The sequence below is a fragment of the Porphyrobacter sp. YT40 genome (assembly GCF_006542605.1).
Lineage (GTDB): Bacteria > Pseudomonadota > Alphaproteobacteria > Sphingomonadales > Sphingomonadaceae > Erythrobacter.
In genome coordinates this window covers 680,956-700,642 of record NZ_CP041222.1, presented here as the reverse complement: position 1 = coordinate 700,642, position 19,687 = coordinate 680,956, and the positions used below count along the sequence as shown (strand labels likewise).

Below are 19,687 nucleotides of genomic sequence, written 5' to 3'. Positions count from 1 at the left end.
GTTCGTGCCATGAAGACCAAAATCCGCGCCAACTGGTCGCACGCCGTGCTGGTGTGCAGGAAATGCTCGAAGAAGCTCACCAAGAAAGACCTCGGCTTCGGGCCGGATGACAAGCCGCTTGCCAAGGCGCTGCGGGCGGAGCTTGGCGCGGGCAAGACGCGCAAGGCCGCGGTGGGCGTGATCGAGGTGCCGTGCCTCGACATCTGTCCGAAGCGCGGGGTGGTGGTGATCGACAGCCGCCGTCCGGAGGAATGGCGCATCCTCTCCCCCGACGCGCCCTTCGACACCGAGGTCGAAACGCTGCGCTAAAGCGCCGCCGCCACCGCCTCGGCGTGGTGTTTCGCGTTCTCGGCATAGTGCGCTACGCCCATCCGCATCCCGGCGATGGCGGCGTCGTTCAGGTCCTTCATCTTCACCGCCGGTCGGCCCGCCCACAGCTCGCGTGCGCCCATCACCTTGCGCTCGGTCAGCATCGCGCCCGCCGCCAGCATCGCGTCGGAGCCGATCACCGCCTTGTTCATCACGATCGCGCCGAGGCCCACGAAGCCGCGGTCGTGGATCGTGCAGCCGTGGACCATCGCCATGTGCCCGATCAGCACATCGTCGCCGATTACCAGCGGGCAGCCTTCAGGATCGCCGGGGCGCGGCGGGTCGCAGTGGAGGATGCTGCCGTCCTGCACATTGGTCCGCTCCCCGATGCGGATGCTGAACACGTCCGCGCGCAGCACGCAGTTGTACCAGATCGAGCTGCCCGCCCCGATCACCACATCGCCGATGATGGTCGCGCCCGGCGCGATGAAGGCGGTGTCGTGGATCTGCGGGGTCTTGCCGTGGATCGGAATAATGTTGACGCCCGGTCTGCGGGTCATTGGTGGCTCTCCCATTCTGCGCGGGTGATCGCGTATTGGATATGCGTCTCGCCCGCGTCCGGATCGGCGAAGTCGAGGTCTTCGCGCCGTCTCATGCCGAGTTTTTCCATCAATCGCCAGCTTGCCACGTTCGCCTCGATGGTCAGCGCGACGATCTGCGGCGCGGCGTGGACGGCAAAGCCCCAGTCCACCACCGCGCGCATCGCTTCGAAGGCATAGCCCATCCGCCAACGATCCTCGCGCACCACCCAGCCGATCTCGAAGTCGTGCGGGTTGGGCGCGAGCGGATGCGCGACCCGGCGCAGCCCGCAATGGGCGACGATTGCGCGGCTCGCGCGCTCCTCGGCGAGCATGAAGCCGTAGCCCTTAGCGGCGAAGCTGGCGCGCGAGGCTTCGTGCTTGGCCGCGATCACTCCGCGCGGCTGCACGCCGCCAAGGTGGCGCATCACCGCAGGCGTATTGAGCAGCGCCATGTGCGCATCGACATCGTCTTCGCGGATGCGCCGCAGCACCAGCCGCGCGGTGGTCAGCACGGTGTCGCTCACCTGGTCTGCCATGCCACGCGGGTGATGGCATAGGCGATGATGCGCGGGTTTTCGGGGTCGAAGTCCGCGCTGTCGAAATCGAGGTCTTCGCGCCGCGCCATCCCCAGCCGCCGCATCAGGCCCCAGCTACCGGTGTTGCCTTCGACGGTGAGTGCGATCACCTCGTCCGCGCCGAAGCGACCGAACGCCAGATCGAGCGAGGCGGCGGCGGCCTCCTTCGCATAGCCCTGCCCCCAGGCATCCTCGCGCAGCCGCCAGCCGACCTCCATCATCCCCTGCGGCCCGCCGGGCTGGTTGGAGCGCTTCAACCCGCAAAAGCCGAGCAGCGCGCCATCCTCCCGCCGTTCGACCACCCAGAAGGTGTGGCCGTGATCGGCTTGATAGGATTCCAGCCGCGCCTGCGCCGCCGCGCGGCCCGCGTCGTCCTGCACCCCGCCCAGCCAGCGCATCACCGCAGGCGTGTTGGTAACGCGCCAGAACTCCGGCCAATCATCGGCGCGCCAGTCGCGCAGGATCAGGCGTTCGGTGTCGTGGCGGAACTCTGTCATACCGGTGCATCCAGCGACCACACCGTGGTCGGGTTGTCTTCGAGGGGATAGTCCGGATCGGCATAGCCCAGCTCGGGCCGAAAGGTGAAGCCAAGGCGGTGCATCATCCGGGTCGAGGCGGCGTTGGAATCACTCGTCTGCGACCAGACGCGCCGCAATCCCAGCGCCCCGAAGGCATGGCCGAGCACCGCGCGCGCAGCCTCGGTGGCGTAGCCCTTGCCCCAATGGCTGTCCGCAAGGGTCCAGCCGATCTCGCGCTGGCCCTGCAAGGCGGGCGGCGCGGCGGGGGAGCGGACGTGGAACAGCCCGCAGCGGCCGATCCGGGTCTCGCCGTCACCCAGCCATACCGTCCAGCGCTGGTGCCCGCCGGTGTGGAATGCGGCGATGTCGGCAGCGAGGCCCTGCTCCACCTCCGCAGGCGTGCGCACCCCGGCGAGATGGCGCATCACGGCCTCGGTGTTCATCGCGGCGAGCAGCCACGGCAGGTCGCTCTCGGCCGGCGGGCGCAGAACCAGCCGGGCGGTCGTGAGCGCGCCGTGCTCACCCATTCAGCAGCCGCGCGACATGGGCGGCGTGGTAGGTGAGGATGCCGCTGCACCCGGCGCGCTTGAAGGCGATCAGCTTTTCCAGCACCAGCGCATCGCGGTTGCCGATCCCGGCGGCCTCGGCGGCCTCGATCATCGCGTATTCGCCGGAGACCTGATAGGCGAAGACCGGCACGTCGAAGCGCTGTTTCACACGGTAGATGATGTCGAGATAGGCGAGGCCGGGCTTCACCATCACCGAGTCCGCGCCCTCGGCGATGTCCATCGCCACTTCGCGCATCGCCTCGTCGGCGTTTGCGGGGTCCATCTGGTAGGATTTCTTGTCGCCCTTGAGCAGCCCGCCGCTGCCCACCGCATCGCGGAACGGGCCGTAGAAGGCGCTGGCATATTTGGCGGCGTAGCTCATGATCTGCACGTTGGGATGCCCGTTCATCTCCAGCGCGCGGCGGATCGCGCCGATGCGGCCGTCCATCATGTCGCTGGGCGCGATGATGTCCGCCCCGGCTTCAGCCTGATTGACCGCCTGATCGACCAGCATCGCGACCGTATCGTCGTTCAGCACATAGCCGCTCTCGTCGATCAGCCCGTCCTGCCCGTGGCTGGTATAGGGGTCGAGCGCCACGTCCGTCAGCACGCCGATGTCGTTGCCGCAGGCGTCCTTGATGGCGCGGATCGCGCGGCACATCAGGTTGTCGGGATTGTGCGCCTCGGCCCCGTCATCGCTGCGCAGGTCCTGCGGGGTGTTGGGGAACAGCGCGATCACCGGGATGCCGAGATCGACCGCCTCTTTCGCCCGCGCGACGATCCCGTCGACCGACCAGCGCGAGACGCCGGGCAGCGTCTTGATCGGCTCCTCCACGCCCTCTCCCGCAGTCACGAACAGCGGCCAGATCAGGTCGGCGGGGGTCAGCACCGTCTCGCGGTGGAGCGCGCGGCTCCAGCCGGTGGCACGGGTGCGGCGCAGGCGGGTGTTGGGGTAATGTCCGGTCATGGGCGCAAGGCTTACGCCCATTCGCGGCTTGACGACAAGTGCCCGTTACAGCCCCCGCCTACAGCGTCGCGGCAGGCGTGCCCCGGCGCGCGGTGTCGACCTTTTCGATCTCGCGCACGGGCTCCTTCACCTCATTCGGGAGCGGGGCGAGATCCTTGAGCGCGGCGCCGACCTCGATTTCCTTCAGCCGGATCAGCTGGCGGCGGAAATCGATCAGCTCGGTGCCCGAAAGCTCGGCGCGGGTGACGAAGGCGACGGTCGCCGGATTGATCGCCCGTCCGCCGCGATACATTTCGTAATGCAGGTGCGGCCCGGTGGAGAGGCCGGTCGAGCCGACATAGCCGATCACCTGCCCGCGCCGCACGCTCTGCCCGGCGCGCACCGCCATGCGGCTCATGTGGCAATAGCGCGTCGAGAGGCCCCCGCCATGCTCCAGCCTCACCGCGATGCCGCAACCGCCCGCGCGGCCCGCCGCGCTGACCTTGCCATCGCTGACCGCGACGATCGGCGTGCCATATGACGCCTTGAAGTCCATGCCCGAATGCATCCGGTTGTAGCCGAGGATCGGGTGGCGGCGCATTCCGAAGCTCGAGCTGATCGCCCCCGGCACCGGCGCCAGCAACCCGCGCCGCTGCTCGCCCACGCCCGAGGCTTCGTAGAAGCGCCCGTCGCTCCCCCAGCGCATCAATTGGGTGCGCGGACGGCCGCCGCGGTCGATCCCGGCATAGAGCAATTGCCCCGCCTGCCGCTCGCCCGTGGCGGCGCGGCGATAGGCGATGATGATGTCGAATTCGTCAGTGGCGCCGACCTCGCGGTCCATGTCGATCTGCGCGTCGAGCGCTTTCAGATAGTCCTGCACCGCGCTCGCCGGGACGCCCGCCTGCCGCATCGAGCGGTAGAGGCTGGAGCCCACCACGCCGCGCACGCGCAGCGGGGTCTCGTCGACGCGGATGATGTTGCGCTTCAAGGCCAGCGGGCCGGAGGGGACGACCGGGGTGCCGTCCGCCGCGATTTCGCCCACGCCGGGCCGGGTCAGTTCGAGCTGGAGATCGAAACGCGCGCGGAAGGCGAGGCTGTCGAGCGGGCGCGGCTCGCCCGGCGCGGGGCGGCGGCCGAGCAGCACGTCCATCTGCGTGCCGGGCTGGATGTCGCCCACCGCTACCGCCTGACCGACCAGCGCGGCGGCGCGGTCGATATCCTCACCCGCCACGCCCGCGCGGCGCAGCATGGTGGCAAAGCTGTCACCCGGCGCGAGCGTCACCACCAGCGCGATCTGCGGGCGTTCGGGGGCGCTCTTCAAGGGAATTACCGCCTGCGTCGGCCCCATCCGGCGGCCGCTGTCAGCCCCCAGTGCGAGCGGCAGGATCATCTGGCTGCGCAATTCGGACTGCACCGCTTCGTCCTGCGGCATGGCCGGGCGCGCTTCGAGCGGGGTGAGATCGGGCCAGAAGGCCAGCGCCACCGCGCCGAGGCCCACCATCGTGCCGAGCCCGCGCAGCCAGCGGCGGCTGCCGATTTCCTCGGCCAGATCGGGGGCGAGATCGAGCTTTTCGAACCAACCCGAGGCGTCAAGACGCCAGGCTTCGTAGCGATCGGCCAGCGCGCCGAACCTTGCGGCGGCCTTGCGCTTGGCCTTTTGCGCCCTCGTTGGCGGGGCGAGTTTCTTGCCGTTGCGCAGATAGGGCAGCAATTCGCGCGCGGTCTCGGCATCGACCGGCTCGCCCGGCGGCGGGCCCTCCACCGGTACCAGCGCACGCGGAGCCGGAAGGCGCGCGCCCTCAGCCTCGCCCGAAGGCTCGGGCCCGTCCGTCAATGTGCGCGCATGATCCAACATCGATGCCCCGAGAGCAGCTGTTCCGGACGGTCCGCCCGGCAGGTGGCTGCTGTGTCGCATTTCTCTGCCCGATCATAGTAAACGCCCGGTTAACCAGCGACCAGCCGCGCTGCTGATGCGATAAGGTGTTGTGCGCAGAACGCAAAGGGGGTCGCGCCTGCCCTTGCCGCGCGGGGGCAAGCCTGACACAACCCTTGATGTCGTGAACCACCCCCCGCCCTTTCGCCCCCCGACCGGCAAGCCCGAGGACAGCCGCGTGCGCGCGGTGCTCGGCCCGACCAACACCGGCAAGACGCACCTCGCGATCGAGCGGATGTGCGGCCATTCGTCGGGAATGATGGGCTTTCCGCTGCGTCTGCTGGCGCGCGAGGTCTATGACCGGGTGCGCGCGATCAAGGGGGACAAGCAGGTCGCGCTGATCACCGGCGAGGAGCGGATCGAGCCGCCGGATGCGCGCTATTTCCTCTGCACCGCCGAGGCCATGCCGCGCACCGCCGGCCAGCACGCTTTCGTCGCGCTGGACGAAGCGCAGCTGGGTGCCGATCCCGAGCGCGGCCACATCTTCACCGACCGCCTGCTGCACGCGCGCGGGCGGGAGGAGACCATGATCCTTGGTTCGGCCACGCTCGAACCGATGGTGAAGGCGCTGATTCCCAAGGCCGAAATCACCAGCCGCCCGCGATTCTCGACCCTTTCCCACGCCGGGATCTGCAAGCTTTCGCGCCTACCCAAACGCTCCGCCGTGGTCGCCTTCTCGGTCGAGCAGGTCTACGCCATGGCCGAGGCGCTGCGGCGGTTTCGCGGCGGGGCGGCGGTGGTGATGGGCGCGCTTTCGCCCGAGACGCGCAACAAACAGGTCGCGATGTTCCAGTCGGGCGAGGTCGATTACATCGTCGCTACCGACGCGATCGGCATGGGGCTGAACCTCGATCTCGACCACGTCGCCTTTGCCGCGCTCAGCAAGTTCGACGGGCGGCGCAAGCGGCGGCTCACGCCAAGCGAAATGGCGCAGATCGCCGGGCGCGCCGGGCGGCACCAGCGCGACGGCACCTTCGGCACGCTCTCGGGCACGGGCAAGGGCGACGGCGAACCGCTCGCCTTCACCGACGAGGAAGTCTACGCGATCGAGGAGCACCGCTTCGCGCCTCTCACCCATCTGTTCTGGCGCGAGGCCGATCCGCGCTTCGACACGCTGGGCACGCTGATCGCCGATCTCGAGGCGCGGCCCGACAATCCCGTGCTCAAAGCCGCGCCCGAGGCGATCGACATGGCGGTGCTGCGCCGCTTGGCCGATGACGATATCGGGCGCAGCCTTCGCGGGGCCGGGAACGTCCGGCGCTTCTGGGAGGTGTGCTCGCTCCCCGATTTCCGCAATCTCGGGGTCGAACAGCACGCGCGCTTCGTCGCCCGGCTGTGGGATGACCTGCGCGGCGGTTACATCGGCGCGGATTTCGTCGCCGCGCGCATCGCCGAGCTTGACCGGATGCAGGGCGACATCGACACGCTGCAAGGCCGGATTGCGGCGATTCGCAGCTGGGCCTACATCTGCCAGCGCCCCGATTGGGTGCTGGCGCGCGACGAAATGGCTGCGCGGGCGCGCGCGGTCGAGGCGAAGCTCTCGGATGCGCTGCACGCGCGGCTGACCGAGCGTTTCGTGAACCGAAGGACGACACTCTTGATGAAATCGCTGGGGCAGGATGCAAGCGCGCTGCCCGTCACGCTCGAACCCGATGGCCACCTCACCGTGGAGGGGGAGAGCATTGGCCGGCTCGAAGGCTTCCGGTTCCATGTCGATCCCAGCGCGGGCGTCGCCGACCGGCGGATGCTGCTGGCGGCGGGCGAGAAGGCACTGCCCGCGCTGCTGACCGAACGGGCGGAATGGCTGCTGGGTCAGGGTCTGGGCGAGCTCGAAATCAGCGGCGGCGCGATCCGCTGGCAGGGCCGCGCGCTGGCCGAGATCAGCTTCCCCGGCCACCCCGGCTCGGGCAATTTCGGCACCCCGAAGCTCGCCCTCACCCGCGATCTCGCGCTGCTGCCCGATGCCGCCAAGGCGTCGCTCGAAGCGGGGCTTGCGGCGTGGCTGGAGAAACAGCTCGAACCGCTCGCCCCCCTGCGCAAGCTCGCCGATGCCGCGCGCGATCCCGAGGCGGGGTCGCAGGCGCGCGCGCTGGTCATCACCCTGATCGAGGCGCGCGGCGTCATCAGCCGCGAGGATGCGGGGCTGGAAAACCTGCCCAAGGAGATGCGGCCCTATCTGCGCAAGCTCGGCGTCACCTTCGGCGCGCTCGACATCTTCGATGCGCCGCTGCTGAAGCCCGCCCCGCGCCGCTTGCTGCACGCGCTGGGGCTGGACACCCGCGCGGTGCAGGAGGCGATGCTGCCGGTGCTGGCCGAGGGGAGCTGGGCCAAGGGCCGCCTGCCCGCCGGCTATCGCTATGCGGGGAGCCAGGCGATCCGCGTCGATCTGGCCGAGAAGATTTTCCGCGCCGCCTTCGATGCCCGCGCCAAGGTGACCGCCGCGAACCCCAAGGCCCGCAACCTGCCGTTCCGGCTCGATCTGGCGCTGGCGATCTCGGTCGGGCTCGAGCCCGAGAACGCGCGCCGGTTGCTCGGCAGCGCGGGCTTCCGCTGCGAACGCGCCCGCGCGCTGCCCGAAGGCGCACAGGGAGCCCCCGCGCCCGACCGCTGGTACTGGCGCCCGCGCCGCCCGGAGGAGCGCGAGGCCAAGAGAGCGGAACGTCGCCCCGATCGCAGGCCCGAGCGCAAGGATGCCCGCCCTGCCGAGGGCGCACCGCAAGGCGAAAAGCGGCGCGAGCGGCCAAAGGGCAAGCGCCCCGAGCGCGGCGGCGGCAAGGCCCCGCGTGATGACCGTCGTGGTGATCGTCGCGATGACCACCGCGACCATCGCCCCGCCCCCAAGCCCGACACCGGCCCGGCCCGCGCCGGGGGGGCCTTCGACAAGCTGGCGGACCTGCTCAAGGGATGACGGCAAGCGGGGCGATCCGCATCGACCGGCTGCTGGTCTGCCTGCGGTTCGCCCGCACCCGCTCCGCCGCGCTTGCGCTGATCGAAACCCGCGCTTTGCGGCGCAACAGAAACCATGTGCTGCGCGGCAGCGAACCGGTGCGTATCGGCGATGTGCTGACGATTGCGCTGGGCCGTCAGGTCCGCGTGATCGAGCTTGTCGCCCTCCCCGACCGGCGCGGCTCGCCCGAAGCGGCGCGGTCGCATTATCGCGAGCTTGCCGGTTTTAGTGAGGTTGACGAGGGCCAACTTGTCCCTAAAGGGCAAAACTCCACAGGCGCGCCGTCGCCCGATACGTCTGAAGTTCCCTCTTGAAAGAGCCGCAATGACCTACGTCGTCACCGAAGACTGCATCAAGTGCAAGTACACCGATTGCGTGGAAGTGTGCCCGGTGGACTGCTTCTACGAAGGCGAGAACATGCTGGTGATCAACCCCAGCGAATGCATCGATTGCGGCGTGTGCGAACCCGAATGCCCGGCCGAGGCGATCCTGCCCGATACCGAGGACGGGTTGGAAAAATGGCTGGAGCTCAACACGCAGTTCTCGGCGATCTGGCCCAACATCACCAGCCAGAAGGCCCCGCCCGAAGATGCCGACGCGCACAAGGGCGAGAAGGACAAGTTCGAGAAGTATTTCAGCGAAGAGCCGGGCGACGGGGATTAATCCCCGCCTGAGCCTTCGGCGTCCGCGATCAGGCTCGTGATCGTCGGTATCAGCGCCGCGATCTTGCCGTGGCGCTCGGACCCCGGTCGCTCCGCCGCCAGCGCTTTCTCGTACCAGCTGCGCGCCTTGCGCAGATAGGCAGGCTTGAGCGTCACCCTTTCATCATCCTGCTGGATGTAGCCAAGCCGCAGGTAGCTGGCCGCGACCTGCTCGGCAGCATCGCTGCGACCGCCATCCCAGGCCTTTTCGAACCACTGCGCCGCCGTCGCCGGGTCGACCGGCGTGCCATCGCCCTTGCTGTGGATCTGGCCGAGCAGGAAGGCGGCGTTGGGCTGATCCTGCTCTGCGGCGCGTTCCAGCATGAAGCGGGCGGTGACAGGATCGCGCTCCACGCCCTGTCCGGTCAGCAGGAAGGTGCCGTAATCGGCGAGCGCGTGCTTGTCGCCCAGCAGCGCGGTCATCCGGCACAGGCGAATACCCTCCGCCGCGTCCGCCGCGCCGCCCTGCCCCAGCAGCAGCATCTTGCCATAGGCGCAGAACGACATGCGCCACCCCGCCTCCGCCGCCTTGCGATAGAGCGCGCGCGCCTTGGGATAGTCCTGCGCCCGTCCGTCGCCGTTCCAGTAACAGCTGGCAAGGTTGTGCAGGCTGTCGGCCCGGCGATCCCCCACCTGTTCGAAATAGTCGCAGCCTCTCGCCGGATCGCGCGCGATGGCGCCGTGCCCGAACATGTGGATCTCGCCGAGCACTTCGAGCGCGCTCACATCCCCCTCGCGGGCGAGCGCTTCGAGCGCGGCGCGGGTGTCCTCGGCCGAAGTCTCGTTAGCTGCGGCGAAGACGGCACCGGCCTCGGCCGAAAATTCGGGCTCGTAGAAGCGTTCGGGCGTAGCGGCGAGCGGCGTCGCCATCGCGAGGAGCGCAGAGAAAAGCATGGCCGTTGCGCTCCCGCAGTCTTTCAGTAAGGCCCGTATAAGCAGAGATTTAGCAGACTCGCAATTTTGTTGCAGGTGTGATATATACTACAGCAACCGCGCTGGGCCTCGCCCGCGCAGGCGTTGAAACCAGGAAGGCCCGACACCAGCAACCCCCCCAACCGGATGATCGCACCCGGCGCTCGCTTTGTCTGAGGCCCTCTTCAGCCAAGCCCCCAGCGCTTCCGGGACGTTTGTCCGCTCTCCCGTTGCCAGGTCGGCCCACAGAAAGGAATGTGCATGGCAAGCACCGCGAACGCATTCACCGTCGGCGATTATGTTGTCTACCCCAAGCACGGCGTTGGCCGGGTGGTCGAACTCCAGAAGGAAGAGATCGCCGGGATGCAGCTCGAACTCTACGTGCTGCGCTTCGAGAAAGAGCGCATGACGCTGCGGGTGCCGGTGGGCAAGGTCGAAGCGATCGGGATGCGCAAGCTGTCTTCCGACAAGACGCTGAAGCAGGCGATGGAAACCCTGAAGGGCAAGCCCAAGGTCAAGCGCACCATGTGGTCGCGCCGCGCGCAGGAATATGAAGCCAAGATCAACTCGGGCGACCTCGTGTCGATCGCCGAAGTGACCCGCGATCTGTTCCGCCCCGAAGACCAGCCCGAGCAGTCCTATTCGGAACGCCAGATCTTCGAAGCGGCCTCCAGCCGCCTCGCCCGCGAACTCGCGGCGATGGAAGAAACCGACGAGCCGACCGCGCTCAACAAGATCCTCGACGTGCTGCGCGAACACGCGCCGCAATATTACGACAGCGCCGAAGAAGCCTAAGCCTCTCCGCGCTTTTGAAACCATCAGGGGCCGTCCTTCGGGGCGGCCCTTTTTGGTTGTGCGCCCCGCTTTGGTGTATTATGTGGGCAATACGCTTAAGCATTCGGGAGAGGCCCACCATGATCCAACTGACCCGCCGCCACACCGCATCCGCCATCGCGGGGCTGGCTGCCCTGTCGTCGCTCGCCGCCTGTTCGGGCGCAGATATTTCGATCAACGGCAAGGACGGCGTGCCGCTGTCCGAGGTCGAAATCGCCGGGCCGGCCCCGTCGGAAGTCGTGCTCGCCTCGGGCGATACGGTGATCCTGACCGAGGGAGATACCTTCGCGCTCAAGGTCGAGGGCAGCAACACCGATTCGCTGCGCTTCGTGCGCGATGGCGAGACCATCGGCGTCACCCGCGAAAAGGGCTGGAACGGCAACAGCGATGCCACGATCCGCATCACCATGCCCGCGCCGAAGGAAGTCACCATTGCGGGGAGCGGCACGATCAAGGCGGCCTCGCTGGCGAGCACCTCGGAAATCTCGATCGGCGGATCGGGCACGGTCGAATTCGGCACGATCGCGGCGGAAAAGCTCGGGATCAATATCGGCGGATCGGGCAAGGTCAGCGGCGCGGGCACGGTGCGCACCCTCGAAATCTCAATCGGCGGCAGCGGCGATGTCGAAATGCCCGGGCTGAAGGCCGACACCGCCGAAATCGCGATCGGCGGCGCGGGCGATGTCGCCTTCGCCTCGGATGGCGAAGTGACCGCGAGCATCGCGGGCGCGGGCGACATCAACGTCACCGGCAAGGCCAAGTGCACCGTCAGCGCCTTCGGCTCGGGCTCGCTCAATTGCGCCGAAGGCACCGCGACCGCCGCCGCTGCCCCCACGCCGCCCGCCGCACCGCAGGCCCCGGTCGCGGCCGAACCGGCGGAATAGCGATTGCCTCCAGCGGGGGAGTGCGCGACAATCAGCGGGTGACGCGCGCACTCCCTCTGTTCGGCCTGAGTCTTGCCGCCCTCGCCTTGCAGGGCTGCCTGGCGCGCGCGGCGGTCGACGTCGTAACGCTGCCGGTCAAGGCGGTCAGCGCCGGGGTCGACGCGGTCACCACCAGCCAGTCCGAAGCCGACGAGAAGCGCGGGCGCGAATTGCGCGAGCGCGAGGAGCGGATCGGCAAGCTCGAACGCGAATACGACAAGCAGATCGCCCGCTGCCGCGAGGGCGACAGCAAGGCCTGCGACAAGGCGCAGTCGCTCAAGGCCGAATGGGAAGCGCTGATCGCGGACGAACGCGCGGACTAGGCGCGCGGATCAGGCGTCGGGAGGGGCCGCGGCCCGCCGCAACCGGTCGTTGATCGCGCGGCCCACGCCCTCCTCCGGCACCGGCGCGACCGCGATGCGCGGCTGCGGAGCGCGGGCGGCTTCGTGCAGAGCGGCGTAGAGGCGGGAGGCGGCTTCGGCCAGATTGCCGTTTGCCGACAGGGTTGTATCGCCCCCCACCGCGCCGAAACCGATCAGGAACTCGTCCGGCTCGGCCCACTCGGCGTTCAGCCGCACGGGCTTGCCCGGCGCATAGTGGCTGGCGAGCTGGCCCGGGGCTTCGATCCCGGCACCGCCGCCCAGCCTGCCCACCGCCAGCGGGCCAGGGCGCAGTTCCTCGACGCTGCCATCGGCGCGCACGGCAACGATGGTGGATTCCACCCCCGCGCTGGTCGCTCCGCCATCGAGCACCATGTCGATCCGCCCGTCGAGCGAGGCGAGGACATGGTCGGCGCAAGTCGGGCTGATGAAGCCCGAACGGTTGGCCGAAGGCGCAGCGAGCGGAAAGCCGCAGGCCTCCAGCAAGGCCTGCATCACCGGATGGGCGGGCGCGCGCAGGGCGACGGTGGGGAGCCCGGCGGTTACGGCTGCGGCCAGCCCGGCGTCAGGGCGGCGCGGCAGCACCATTGTCAACGGGCCGGGCCAATGCGCTGCGGCGAGCGCGCGGGCTTCGGGCGAGAATTCGGCATAGCGCTCCGCCTGCGCGAGCCCTGCCACATGGACGATCAGCGGGTTGAAATCCGGGCGGCCCTTGGCGGCATAGATCCGCGCCACCGCCTCGGCGCTGTCGGCGCGCGCGGCGAGGCCGTAGACCGTCTCGGTCGGCACCGCCACCAGCCCGCCCGATTCGAGGATGCGCGCCGCCGCCGCGATCCCTTCGGCATCCGCCAGCCGCACTTCCGTAACGTTCTTGCCGCTCATGCCCCGGCGCTATATTCAAACCCCCGCCCTGCCAAGAGCGCAGCCTCCCACACCACCCGAAGGACTCCGCATCGTGACCCCCTTTACCCCGCCGACCGCCGACCAGCTGCTCGCCATCCGCGTCAATGCCGGGATCGCGGAACTGGCGGAGAGCGAACGCTTCGCCCATGCCGAACCCGATCTCGTCGAAGCGATCGTCGAAGGCGTCGGGCAGTTCGCGGCGGGGGAATTCGCGCCGCTTAACCGCAAGGGCGATCTGGAGGGCGCAAAGCTTGAGAACGGCGTGGTGCGCCTGCCCGAAGGGTTCGAGGCGGCCTATCAGGCCTATGTCGAGCAGGGCTGGAACGCCATCGCTTCCCCGGTCGCGCATGGCGGTCAAGGCCTGCCCTTCACCCTCGCCTGCAACGTGCTGGAGAACCTCGGCGCGGCCAACATGGCCTTCACCCTGCTGCCGATGCTGAGCGTCGGCGCGATCGAGGCGCTCGAGCACCACGGCTCCCCCGCCCAGCAGACGATGTATCTGCCCAAACTCGTCAGCGGCGAGTGGTCGGGGACGATGAACCTCACCGAACCCGCCGCCGGAAGCGATGTCGGCGCGCTGCGGAGCACCGCCGAACCGATTGAGGACGGCGAACACGCGGGCAAGTACCGGATCACCGGCCAGAAGATCTATATTACGTGGGGCGAGCATGACCTCGCGTCCAACATCATCCATCTCGTGCTGGCGAGGCTCCCCGGCGCGCCCGAGGGATCGCGCGGGATCAGCCTTTTCGTGGTGCCCAAGTATCATGTGAACGCCGATGGCAGCCTCGGCCCGAAGAACGACCTGCGCTGCGTATCCCTCGAACACAAGCTCGGCATCAACGCCTCGCCCACCTGCGTCATTTCCTACGGCGACAATGGCGAATGCATCGGCGAGCTGGTCGGCGCGCCCAACAAGGGGCTCGCCGCGATGTTCACGATGATGAACAATGCGCGCATCAATGTCGGCAATCAGGGCGTGCAGATCGGCGAGCGGGCGACGCAGCAGGCACTCGCCTATGCCCGCGACCGCATCCAGTCCGCGCGCGCCGGATCGCCCGACAAGACCGCCGTCGCCATCATCGAGCATCCCGACGTGCGGCGCATGATCCTGCGCATGAAGGCGCTGACCGAGGGCGCGCGGGCGCTACTCTATTACTGCGCGGGGCAGGTCGATCGCGGCAATCTCGGCGACGCTGAGGCGCGGGCGCGCGGCGAGATCGTGGTGCCGCTGATCAAGGCCTGGGGCACCGATATCGGCGTCGAAGTCGCCGGGCTCGGCATCCAGATCCACGGTGGCATGGGCTTCGTCGAGGAAACCGGCGCCGCCCAGCACTGGCGCGATTCGCGCATCGCGCCGATCTACGAAGGCACCAACGGCATTCAGGCCGCCGACCTCGTCACCCGCAAGCTGGGCCTTGAGGGCGGCGAGGCGATCTTCGCCCTGTTCGATACCATCGCACGCGAAGCCAGCGAGGAACCGGCGCTGTCCGCTCTGGCCCGCGATTGTTTCCGCGTTGCCCTATGGATGCAGGACGAGGCGAGTCTCGATGATCGTCTGGCTGGCTCCGTGCCCTTCTGCACCATGGCCGCAGTCTGCGTCGCCGGGTGGCAGCTCATGAAACAGGTCGAAGCGGTGGCCGCGGGCGCAGCGCCCGAACTCGCCGAAATCAAGCCGGTGACGGTGCGCTTCTTCCTCGACCGGATCGTGCCCGAAGCCGCCGGGCTCGAAGCCTCCGCCACTGCCGGAGCCGATTTGCTCTACGCCCTCCCCGCTGAAGCGCTGGTGAGCTGACATGACCGGCGGCGACCGCGAGCCTCTGGCGCGAATCGCCGCCGCGCTCGATCGGCTTGCCCCGCCCCCTCCGCCGCCGACCGATTGGCACGCCGCGCCCGCCTATCTGTGGGAGGGCGAGCGCGCGCGCAGCGTTCCGGTGCTCGATGCCCTGCCCTTGGAAGCGCTCCACGGAATCGAGGCACAGAAAGTCGCGCTGCGCAACTTGTGCGCCCGGCTTGCCGAGGGTGCTGCGGCGCATGACGCGCTCCTTTGGGGCGCGCGCGGGATGGGGAAATCGGCGCTGGTGCGCGCCTGCGTGGCCGATGTGCAGCGGGACGATCCGGCATCGCTCGCGCTGGTCCAAGTCGCCCCCGGCACGCTCCCCAGCTTTCCCGCGCTGATCGCCGAACTGGCGGGCGTGGAGCGCGCTTTCCTGCTCTTCATCGACGATCTCGGCTTCGGCGCGGACGGGCGGGCGGAGATGCTCGCGCTCAGAAGCCTGCTCGACGGCGGGATCGCGCCGCGCCCGTCGCATATCCGCCTCGCCGTGACCGCCAACCGGCGCGGCATCCTTGCGCGGGAGGATACCTCGGCGGCGATCCATGAGCGCGACGAGCGCGACGATGCGCTGGCGCTGGCCGACCGTTTCGGGCTGACGCTGGGCTTCCACCCGGCGGACAAGGACACCTATCTCGCCATTGTGGAAGGCTACACCGCCCCGCTCGGCCTCGGCTTCGACCCTGAGGAGGCAATGGCTTTCGCCATACAGCGCGGCAACCGGTCAGGCCGCACCGCGCTGCAATTCGCCACAGAACTTGCTGGGCGGGCGGGTAAGAGCCTCTAGTTGACCTTCTGCCCCGCCTGCTTGCGCAGGTAATCGGCCTCGAAATCGGCGCGCGGATCGCGCAACTCGGTCGGCTCGAGCGAGGGGCCGGTCAGCCGCGCGATCGCGGCAGCGGGCGCGGCGGAGGGCGAGCGCACGCGCCAGATGATCCCGGCGGTATCGTCCGACACCAGCAGCGACCCGTCACCCGCCCATTCGACCCAGGTCGGCCGCCCGCGCGTCGTCCCGTTGCCGGTCAGGAACCCGGTCAGCACCGGCTTGGGCTTGCCCACCGGGTTGCCGAGATCGTCGAAGTCGACGAACACCACGTCATAGCCCGAGGGGGGCTTGCGGTTCCACGATCCGTGCCGCGCGATGAAGACCCCGCCGCCGAAGCCGCTGCCCATCCGGTCGCCCTCCTTCGAGAACACCATCCCCAGCGCCGCCACGTGCGGGCCGAGCGCATATTCGGGCTTCCGCACATATTCCATCAGAAAGCGCGGCATCGGCGCATCGACCCGGCGGTCGATATTGGTGCGGTAATAGACCCAGGGCCAGCCATACTGTGCGCCCACGGGGACATTGGTGAGGTAATCGGGCACCAGATCGCTGCCGAGCATGTCGCGCTCGTTCACCGTGGTCCACAGCTCGCCGGTCCAGGGGCTGAAATCCATCCCGTTGGGATTGCGCAGCCCCGCCCCGTATTGGCGCGCGCGACCCTTGGCGAGATCGTATTCCCAGATCATCGCCCGCCCCTTTTCGACCTCCATCCCGTTGTCGCCGATATTGCTGACCGATCCGACCGCGACATAGAGCTGCGTCCCATCGGGCGAGAGTTCGAGGTTGCGCATCCAGTGCCCGCCGCCCGGGGCAAGATCCATCAGCTTGCGCGGCGCGCCCGTCACCGCATCGGCGCCGAGCGCGTAGTCGAAGGCGAGCACGGCGTTGTGATTGGCGACGTAGAGCACGCCATCCTGCCAAGCGAGCCCCGAAGGCGAATCGAGGCCCTCTTCGCGAATCACCTTCTTGGTTTCGGCCCGCCCGTCGCCATCGGCATCGCGCAGCAGCACGATCTGGTTGGGCGACACGCCGGTCGCCCCGGCCTTGCCCATCAGCAGCCCTTCTACCCAGCCCTTGATCGAATCCATGATCCCGCCGCCCGGCTTTTCGATATTGGGCGCGCGGGTGAGGCTGACGAGCACATCGCCATTGGGCAGGGTGTGGAGCGTGCGCGGATGGTCGAGCCCCTCGGCAAAGCGCACCACCTCCAGCCCCTCGGCCGGGGTCGGCGCTTCGTTCGGCTGCCAGCCCACCGGATCGGCGATTTCGACCGTGGGGATGGTCTCGGCATCGGCTTCCTGCAGCACCGGTTCGGTGCCCGCTACGTCAGCGACAGAGAGATCGGCGACATCGCCCTGTGCGAGATACCATAAGGTGCCCCCGGCGATGACGATAAGCACCACGAGGACGATTGCGATCTTGCGAAAAATAGCCATGTGGCACGGGTTACAGCCCGCCCGCCCCTGCGGCAAGCGACGAAAGGCCCCCGCCCGCAATGTATGACTTCAAGCCCGCCACCCCGCTCCCCGCCGTCGAGCTTTACCGCGAGCTGCTCGCCGCAGCCGAGGCGCTGACCGCGGGCGAGCCTGATGCGGTCGCCAACATGGCCAATGTCGCCGCGCTCCTGTGGGAGTTTCTCCCCGATCTCAACTGGGCGGGATTTTACCGGGTCGCCCCGGCGAAGAACGGCGCAGGGGAGGAACTGGTGCTCGGGCCCTTCGTCGGTCGCCCGGCCTGTATCCGCATCCCCTTCGGCACCGGCGTGTGCGGCACGGCGGCGAAGAGCGGCGCGACGCAGCTGGTGGAGGATGTCCACGCCTTCCCCGGCCACATCGCCTGCGACGCGGCGAGCCAATCCGAACTGGTTGTGCCGGTGCTGCGCGATGGCGCGGTGATCGCGGTGATCGACCTCGACAGCCCCAGCCCGGCGCGCTTTAACGCCGCCGATGCGACCGGCATCGAGGCGCTCGCGGCGATGCTCTCCGACCGCATCTGAGCCGCAATCCCCTCACTTCCTTCCCGAATCGGGACAGCGCAGCACGCATCGCTTGGGCCAGTGGCCCGGGCGGTGTTAGGCTTTTGCTAACCATCAGCTGACTGTGGCTGACCAAGGGGGATATGCCCATGTTCAAGCTTTCGCCGACCGTATCGCTCGCCGCGCTCGCGCTCGCCCTTCCGGCGGCGGCGCAGGCGCAGAATTACGACGATCTCCCGCCGCTCACCCCGATGAGCGAGGCCGAAGTACGCTCGCTGCCGGCAGAATATCGCACCGCGCCGGTGATGGCGCAGGCCGAGGAAACGGTGACGGTGATCGACGGGGTGGAGACCATCACCCGCACCCGCCGCATCGATTCGCCCCGTCCGCTCCCCGCCGCGCCGCAACCGGCCTACGCCCCGCAGGCCTACCCGGCCGCCGCGATGGGCTATGCCCCCGCCGTGTTCGAGCGTGACCAGTGGATTGCCGAGTGCCAGCGCCGCACCCGCGGCCAGAACCGTGACGACACTGGCAAGATCATCGGCGGATTGCTCGGCGCGATCGCGGGCGGCTTTGCCGGTTACGAGATCGCCGGGGTGGGCGACCGCGTGCTCGGCACCGTGCTCGGCGTCGGCGGCGGCGGGCTGATCGGCGGATTGCTCGGCAGCCTGTTCGATGGCGATGACGAGGATCGCTATGATTGCGAAGCCGCGCTCGACGCCTACCTCTCGCAATATGGGGCGCCGGGCCCGCGCATCGCGAGCCGCGAGATCGCCTATCCGGCCCCGGCCTATGGGTATGGCTACGGCTACCCGCAGGCCTATTCCTACGGCTACACCTACGCCCCGCCGCCGCAGATGGTGCTGGTGCCGGTGCGCACCGAGGTGCAGCAGCAGGTGGTCGTCCGCGAGACCGTGCGTGAGGAGAGCTACGATGTCCCCCGCGCTCCGGCAGAGCGGATCATCCCCGATCGCCGCCCCTCGCCCAAGATGATCAAGCAGCGCTGATTTATCGGCAACCCCTTGAAGGGGAGTGCAAAAAGCCCCGCAAGTTCAGGCGAGCTTGCGGGGCTTTTTTGTGGTCGGAAAGGGCGGAGACCGTCCTAAAATTCCCCACCCGTCAATCGCTGGCACAGCAGATCGAGCTGATCGAGCGTGGTGTAGCGGATCGTCATCACCCCCTTGCGCGGGTCGCCCTCGGGCTTGATCCGCACGTTGAGGCCGAGGAATTCCTCGAGATGCTGCTGCACCGCAACAATATCGGCATTCTCGGCGGGCGGCGATGCTCCGGCGCTCGTATCGCGGGGCTTGGCGGGCTTGCGGGTGAGCGTTTCGACATCGCGCACCGACAGCCCCTCGGCCACCGCGATCTCGGCGAGATGCAACGCATCCTCGCGCCCGATCAGCGCGCGGGCGTGACCCATCGAGAGCTTGCCCTCGTCGATCAGCTCGAGCACCCGGCCCGGCAACGACATCAGCCGCATCATGTTGGCGACGTGGCTGCGCGACTTTTCGACCATCTTGGCGATGTCGACCTGGATCATGCCTTCCTGCTCTGACAGGCGATGATAGGCGCGCGCCTCCTCGACCGGGCTCAGGTCTTCGCGCTGCAGGTTCTCGATCAGCGCCAGCGCCATCACCTCGCGATCATCGAGGTCGCGCACCAGCGCCGGGATCTCGTGCAGCCGCGCCTTCTGCGCCGCGCGCCAGCGCCGCTCGCCCGCGACCAGTTCGTAACCCGCACCGCCCGGATGGGGGCGCACGATAATCGGCTGAATCACCCCGCGCGTGGCGATCGAGGCCGCGAGTTCCTCGAGCGCGGCCTCGTCGAAATGCTTGCGCGGGTTGCCGGGCAGCGGCTTGATCGTCGCCAAAGCCACCATCCTGAGCGGTGAGGTGCCGCTGGCGGGTGCCTCGGCCGGAGCCTCCTCGCGCCGCACCAGCGGTTCTTCACGCCGGGTCTCGCCCAGCAGCGCGCCCAGCCCGCGACCGAGCCGCCGCGGCTTGTCGTCACCGCGCGAATGTGCTGCCATATCAGCGGTT

Annotated in this window: 21 protein-coding genes; 11 read left to right on the top strand and 10 right to left on the bottom strand. The window is 68.6% G+C overall.

Annotated elements, in window-relative coordinates; genetic code table 11:
* Nucleotides 1–9: 9 nt before the first annotated feature.
* Nucleotides 10–309: a (2Fe-2S) ferredoxin domain-containing protein gene (locus E2E27_RS03360; protein WP_141457685.1), complete on the top strand. Its 300-nt coding sequence runs from the start codon at nucleotides 10–12 to the stop codon at nucleotides 307–309.
* On the opposite strand, the gene E2E27_RS03355 is transcribed toward E2E27_RS03360, so the two are convergent.
* Genes E2E27_RS03355 through E2E27_RS03330 form a run of 6 tightly spaced genes read right to left on the bottom strand, consistent with a single transcriptional unit; the run spans nucleotide 306 to nucleotide 5,311 of the window.
* Entirely contained in the window at nucleotides 306–869 is a 564-nt protein-coding gene (locus E2E27_RS03355; protein WP_141457684.1) for a gamma carbonic anhydrase family protein, read from the bottom strand. The genes E2E27_RS03360 and E2E27_RS03355 overlap by 4 nt on opposite strands.
* A complete protein-coding gene (locus E2E27_RS03350; RefSeq protein WP_234036168.1) occupies nucleotides 866–1,426 on the bottom strand; it encodes a GNAT family N-acetyltransferase in 561 nt (186 codons plus the stop codon). Before E2E27_RS03350 ends, E2E27_RS03355 begins: the two co-directional genes overlap by 4 nt.
* On the bottom strand, nucleotides 1,411–1,962 hold the full coding sequence (locus tag E2E27_RS03345; protein ID WP_141457683.1) for a GNAT family N-acetyltransferase: 552 nt from the start codon (nucleotides 1,960–1,962) through the stop codon (nucleotides 1,411–1,413). Before E2E27_RS03345 ends, E2E27_RS03350 begins: the two co-directional genes overlap by 16 nt.
* Complete coding sequence (locus E2E27_RS03340) at nucleotides 1,959–2,510, bottom strand: GNAT family N-acetyltransferase (protein ID WP_141457682.1); 552 nt, start codon at nucleotides 2,508–2,510, stop codon at nucleotides 1,959–1,961. The genes E2E27_RS03345 and E2E27_RS03340 overlap by 4 nt, the downstream gene beginning before the upstream one ends.
* Nucleotides 2,503–3,498 (bottom strand): porphobilinogen synthase, encoded by a 996-nt coding sequence (gene hemB, locus E2E27_RS03335; protein ID WP_141457681.1) that lies wholly within the window; start codon nucleotides 3,496–3,498, stop codon nucleotides 2,503–2,505. The genes E2E27_RS03340 and hemB overlap by 8 nt, the downstream gene beginning before the upstream one ends.
* A 58-nt stretch (nucleotides 3,499–3,556) precedes the next feature.
* Nucleotides 3,557–5,311 (bottom strand): peptidoglycan DD-metalloendopeptidase family protein, encoded by a 1,755-nt coding sequence (locus E2E27_RS03330; RefSeq protein ID WP_502705531.1) that lies wholly within the window; start codon nucleotides 5,309–5,311, stop codon nucleotides 3,557–3,559.
* A gap of 223 nt (nucleotides 5,312–5,534) precedes the next feature.
* Between E2E27_RS03330 and E2E27_RS03325 the strand changes: the two genes are divergently transcribed.
* Genes E2E27_RS03325 through fdxA form a run of 3 tightly spaced genes read left to right on the top strand, consistent with a single transcriptional unit; the run spans nucleotide 5,535 to nucleotide 9,020 of the window.
* Nucleotides 5,535–8,318 carry a helicase-related protein gene (locus tag E2E27_RS03325; protein ID WP_502705530.1) on the top strand — a complete coding sequence of 928 codons (2,784 nt, stop codon included), beginning with the start codon at nucleotides 5,535–5,537 and terminating at the stop codon, nucleotides 8,316–8,318.
* Nucleotides 8,315–8,671, top strand: a complete 357-nt coding sequence (locus E2E27_RS03320; RefSeq protein WP_181443541.1) for an RNA-binding S4 domain-containing protein — start codon at nucleotides 8,315–8,317, stop codon at nucleotides 8,669–8,671. The genes E2E27_RS03325 and E2E27_RS03320 overlap by 4 nt, the downstream gene beginning before the upstream one ends.
* Before the next feature lie 10 nt (nucleotides 8,672–8,681).
* Nucleotides 8,682–9,020: a ferredoxin FdxA gene (gene fdxA / locus E2E27_RS03315; protein WP_141457679.1), complete on the top strand. Its 339-nt coding sequence runs from the start codon at nucleotides 8,682–8,684 to the stop codon at nucleotides 9,018–9,020.
* On the opposite strand, the gene E2E27_RS03310 is transcribed toward fdxA, so the two are convergent.
* Complete coding sequence (locus E2E27_RS03310) at nucleotides 9,017–9,952, bottom strand: tetratricopeptide repeat protein (protein ID WP_141457678.1); 936 nt, start codon at nucleotides 9,950–9,952, stop codon at nucleotides 9,017–9,019. The two genes, fdxA and E2E27_RS03310, sit on opposite strands and share 4 nt — an antisense overlap.
* A gap of 279 nt (nucleotides 9,953–10,231) precedes the next feature.
* Here E2E27_RS03310 and E2E27_RS03305 point away from each other — a divergent pair, with 279 nt between their 5' ends.
* The 3 genes from E2E27_RS03305 to E2E27_RS03295 all read left to right on the top strand — a co-directional run bounded on the left by E2E27_RS03305 (nucleotide 10,232) and on the right by E2E27_RS03295 (nucleotide 12,050).
* Nucleotides 10,232–10,765 carry a CarD family transcriptional regulator gene (locus E2E27_RS03305; RefSeq protein WP_086606908.1) on the top strand — a complete coding sequence of 178 codons (534 nt, stop codon included), beginning with the start codon at nucleotides 10,232–10,234 and terminating at the stop codon, nucleotides 10,763–10,765.
* A 119-nt stretch (nucleotides 10,766–10,884) separates the two neighbouring features.
* Nucleotides 10,885–11,688 carry a head GIN domain-containing protein gene (locus E2E27_RS03300; RefSeq protein WP_181443540.1) on the top strand — a complete coding sequence of 268 codons (804 nt, stop codon included), beginning with the start codon at nucleotides 10,885–10,887 and terminating at the stop codon, nucleotides 11,686–11,688.
* A gap of 38 nt (nucleotides 11,689–11,726) precedes the next feature.
* Nucleotides 11,727–12,050, top strand: a complete 324-nt coding sequence (locus E2E27_RS03295; protein WP_141457676.1) for a hypothetical protein — start codon at nucleotides 11,727–11,729, stop codon at nucleotides 12,048–12,050.
* Nucleotides 12,051–12,059: 9 nt separating this feature from the next.
* Here E2E27_RS03295 and E2E27_RS03290 read toward each other — a convergent pair whose 3' ends face one another.
* Complete coding sequence (locus E2E27_RS03290) at nucleotides 12,060–12,989, bottom strand: L-threonylcarbamoyladenylate synthase (RefSeq protein WP_141457675.1); 930 nt, start codon at nucleotides 12,987–12,989, stop codon at nucleotides 12,060–12,062.
* Nucleotides 12,990–13,062: 73 nt separating this feature from the next.
* Here E2E27_RS03290 and E2E27_RS03285 point away from each other — a divergent pair, with 73 nt between their 5' ends.
* Together E2E27_RS03285 and E2E27_RS03280 are read left to right on the top strand one after the other, a co-directional pair.
* Nucleotides 13,063–14,805, top strand: a complete 1,743-nt coding sequence (locus E2E27_RS03285; protein ID WP_141457674.1) for an acyl-CoA dehydrogenase family protein — start codon at nucleotides 13,063–13,065, stop codon at nucleotides 14,803–14,805.
* 1 nt (nucleotide 14,806) lies between these two features.
* Complete coding sequence (locus E2E27_RS03280; protein ID WP_141457673.1) at nucleotides 14,807–15,631, top strand: DUF815 domain-containing protein; 825 nt, start codon at nucleotides 14,807–14,809, stop codon at nucleotides 15,629–15,631.
* On the opposite strand, the gene E2E27_RS03275 is transcribed toward E2E27_RS03280, so the two are convergent.
* On the bottom strand, nucleotides 15,628–17,106 hold the full coding sequence (locus E2E27_RS03275; RefSeq protein WP_141457672.1) for a PQQ-dependent sugar dehydrogenase: 1,479 nt from the start codon (nucleotides 17,104–17,106) through the stop codon (nucleotides 15,628–15,630). The genes E2E27_RS03280 and E2E27_RS03275 overlap by 4 nt on opposite strands.
* A gap of 59 nt (nucleotides 17,107–17,165) precedes the next feature.
* On the opposite strand from E2E27_RS03275, the gene msrC reads away from it, so the two are divergent.
* Complete coding sequence (gene msrC, locus E2E27_RS03270; protein WP_141457671.1) at nucleotides 17,166–17,666, top strand: free L-methionine (R)-S-oxide reductase MsrC; 501 nt, start codon at nucleotides 17,166–17,168, stop codon at nucleotides 17,664–17,666.
* Between the two features lie 128 nt (nucleotides 17,667–17,794).
* Nucleotides 17,795–18,652, top strand: a complete 858-nt coding sequence (locus tag E2E27_RS03265) for a hypothetical protein (RefSeq protein ID WP_141457670.1) — start codon at nucleotides 17,795–17,797, stop codon at nucleotides 18,650–18,652.
* 95 nt (nucleotides 18,653–18,747) lie between these two features.
* Here E2E27_RS03265 and E2E27_RS03260 read toward each other — a convergent pair whose 3' ends face one another.
* Nucleotides 18,748–19,677: a ParB/RepB/Spo0J family partition protein gene (locus E2E27_RS03260; RefSeq protein ID WP_234036167.1), complete on the bottom strand. Its 930-nt coding sequence runs from the start codon at nucleotides 19,675–19,677 to the stop codon at nucleotides 18,748–18,750.
* Nucleotides 19,678–19,687 lie beyond the last annotated feature (10 nt).

Excerpts from the sequence above, each read along its gene's own strand:
- E2E27_RS03360 (WP_141457685.1), top strand. The coding sequence starts at position 10 with ATGAAGACCAAAATCCGCGCCAACTGGTCGCACGCCGTGCTGGTGTGC.
- E2E27_RS03355 (WP_141457684.1), bottom strand. The coding sequence starts at position 869 with ATGACCCGCAGACCGGGCGTCAACATTATTCCGATCCACGGCAAGACC.
- E2E27_RS03350 (WP_234036168.1), bottom strand. The coding sequence starts at position 1,426 with ATGGCAGACCAGGTGAGCGACACCGTGCTGACCACCGCGCGGCTGGTG.
- E2E27_RS03345 (WP_141457683.1), bottom strand. The coding sequence starts at position 1,962 with ATGACAGAGTTCCGCCACGACACCGAACGCCTGATCCTGCGCGACTGG.
- E2E27_RS03340 (WP_141457682.1), bottom strand. The coding sequence starts at position 2,510 with ATGGGTGAGCACGGCGCGCTCACGACCGCCCGGCTGGTTCTGCGCCCG.
- hemB (WP_141457681.1), bottom strand. The coding sequence starts at position 3,498 with ATGACCGGACATTACCCCAACACCCGCCTGCGCCGCACCCGTGCCACC.
- E2E27_RS03320 (WP_181443541.1), top strand. The coding sequence starts at position 8,315 with ATGACGGCAAGCGGGGCGATCCGCATCGACCGGCTGCTGGTCTGCCTG.
- fdxA (WP_141457679.1), top strand. The coding sequence starts at position 8,682 with ATGACCTACGTCGTCACCGAAGACTGCATCAAGTGCAAGTACACCGAT.
- E2E27_RS03310 (WP_141457678.1), bottom strand. The coding sequence starts at position 9,952 with ATGCTTTTCTCTGCGCTCCTCGCGATGGCGACGCCGCTCGCCGCTACG.
- E2E27_RS03305 (WP_086606908.1), top strand. The coding sequence starts at position 10,232 with ATGGCAAGCACCGCGAACGCATTCACCGTCGGCGATTATGTTGTCTAC.
- E2E27_RS03300 (WP_181443540.1), top strand. The coding sequence starts at position 10,885 with ATGATCCAACTGACCCGCCGCCACACCGCATCCGCCATCGCGGGGCTG.
- E2E27_RS03290 (WP_141457675.1), bottom strand. The coding sequence starts at position 12,989 with ATGAGCGGCAAGAACGTTACGGAAGTGCGGCTGGCGGATGCCGAAGGG.
- E2E27_RS03280 (WP_141457673.1), top strand. The coding sequence starts at position 14,807 with ATGACCGGCGGCGACCGCGAGCCTCTGGCGCGAATCGCCGCCGCGCTC.
- E2E27_RS03275 (WP_141457672.1), bottom strand. The coding sequence starts at position 17,106 with ATGGCTATTTTTCGCAAGATCGCAATCGTCCTCGTGGTGCTTATCGTC.
- msrC (WP_141457671.1), top strand. The coding sequence starts at position 17,166 with ATGTATGACTTCAAGCCCGCCACCCCGCTCCCCGCCGTCGAGCTTTAC.
- E2E27_RS03265 (WP_141457670.1), top strand. The coding sequence starts at position 17,795 with ATGTTCAAGCTTTCGCCGACCGTATCGCTCGCCGCGCTCGCGCTCGCC.
- E2E27_RS03260 (WP_234036167.1), bottom strand. The coding sequence starts at position 19,677 with ATGGCAGCACATTCGCGCGGTGACGACAAGCCGCGGCGGCTCGGTCGC.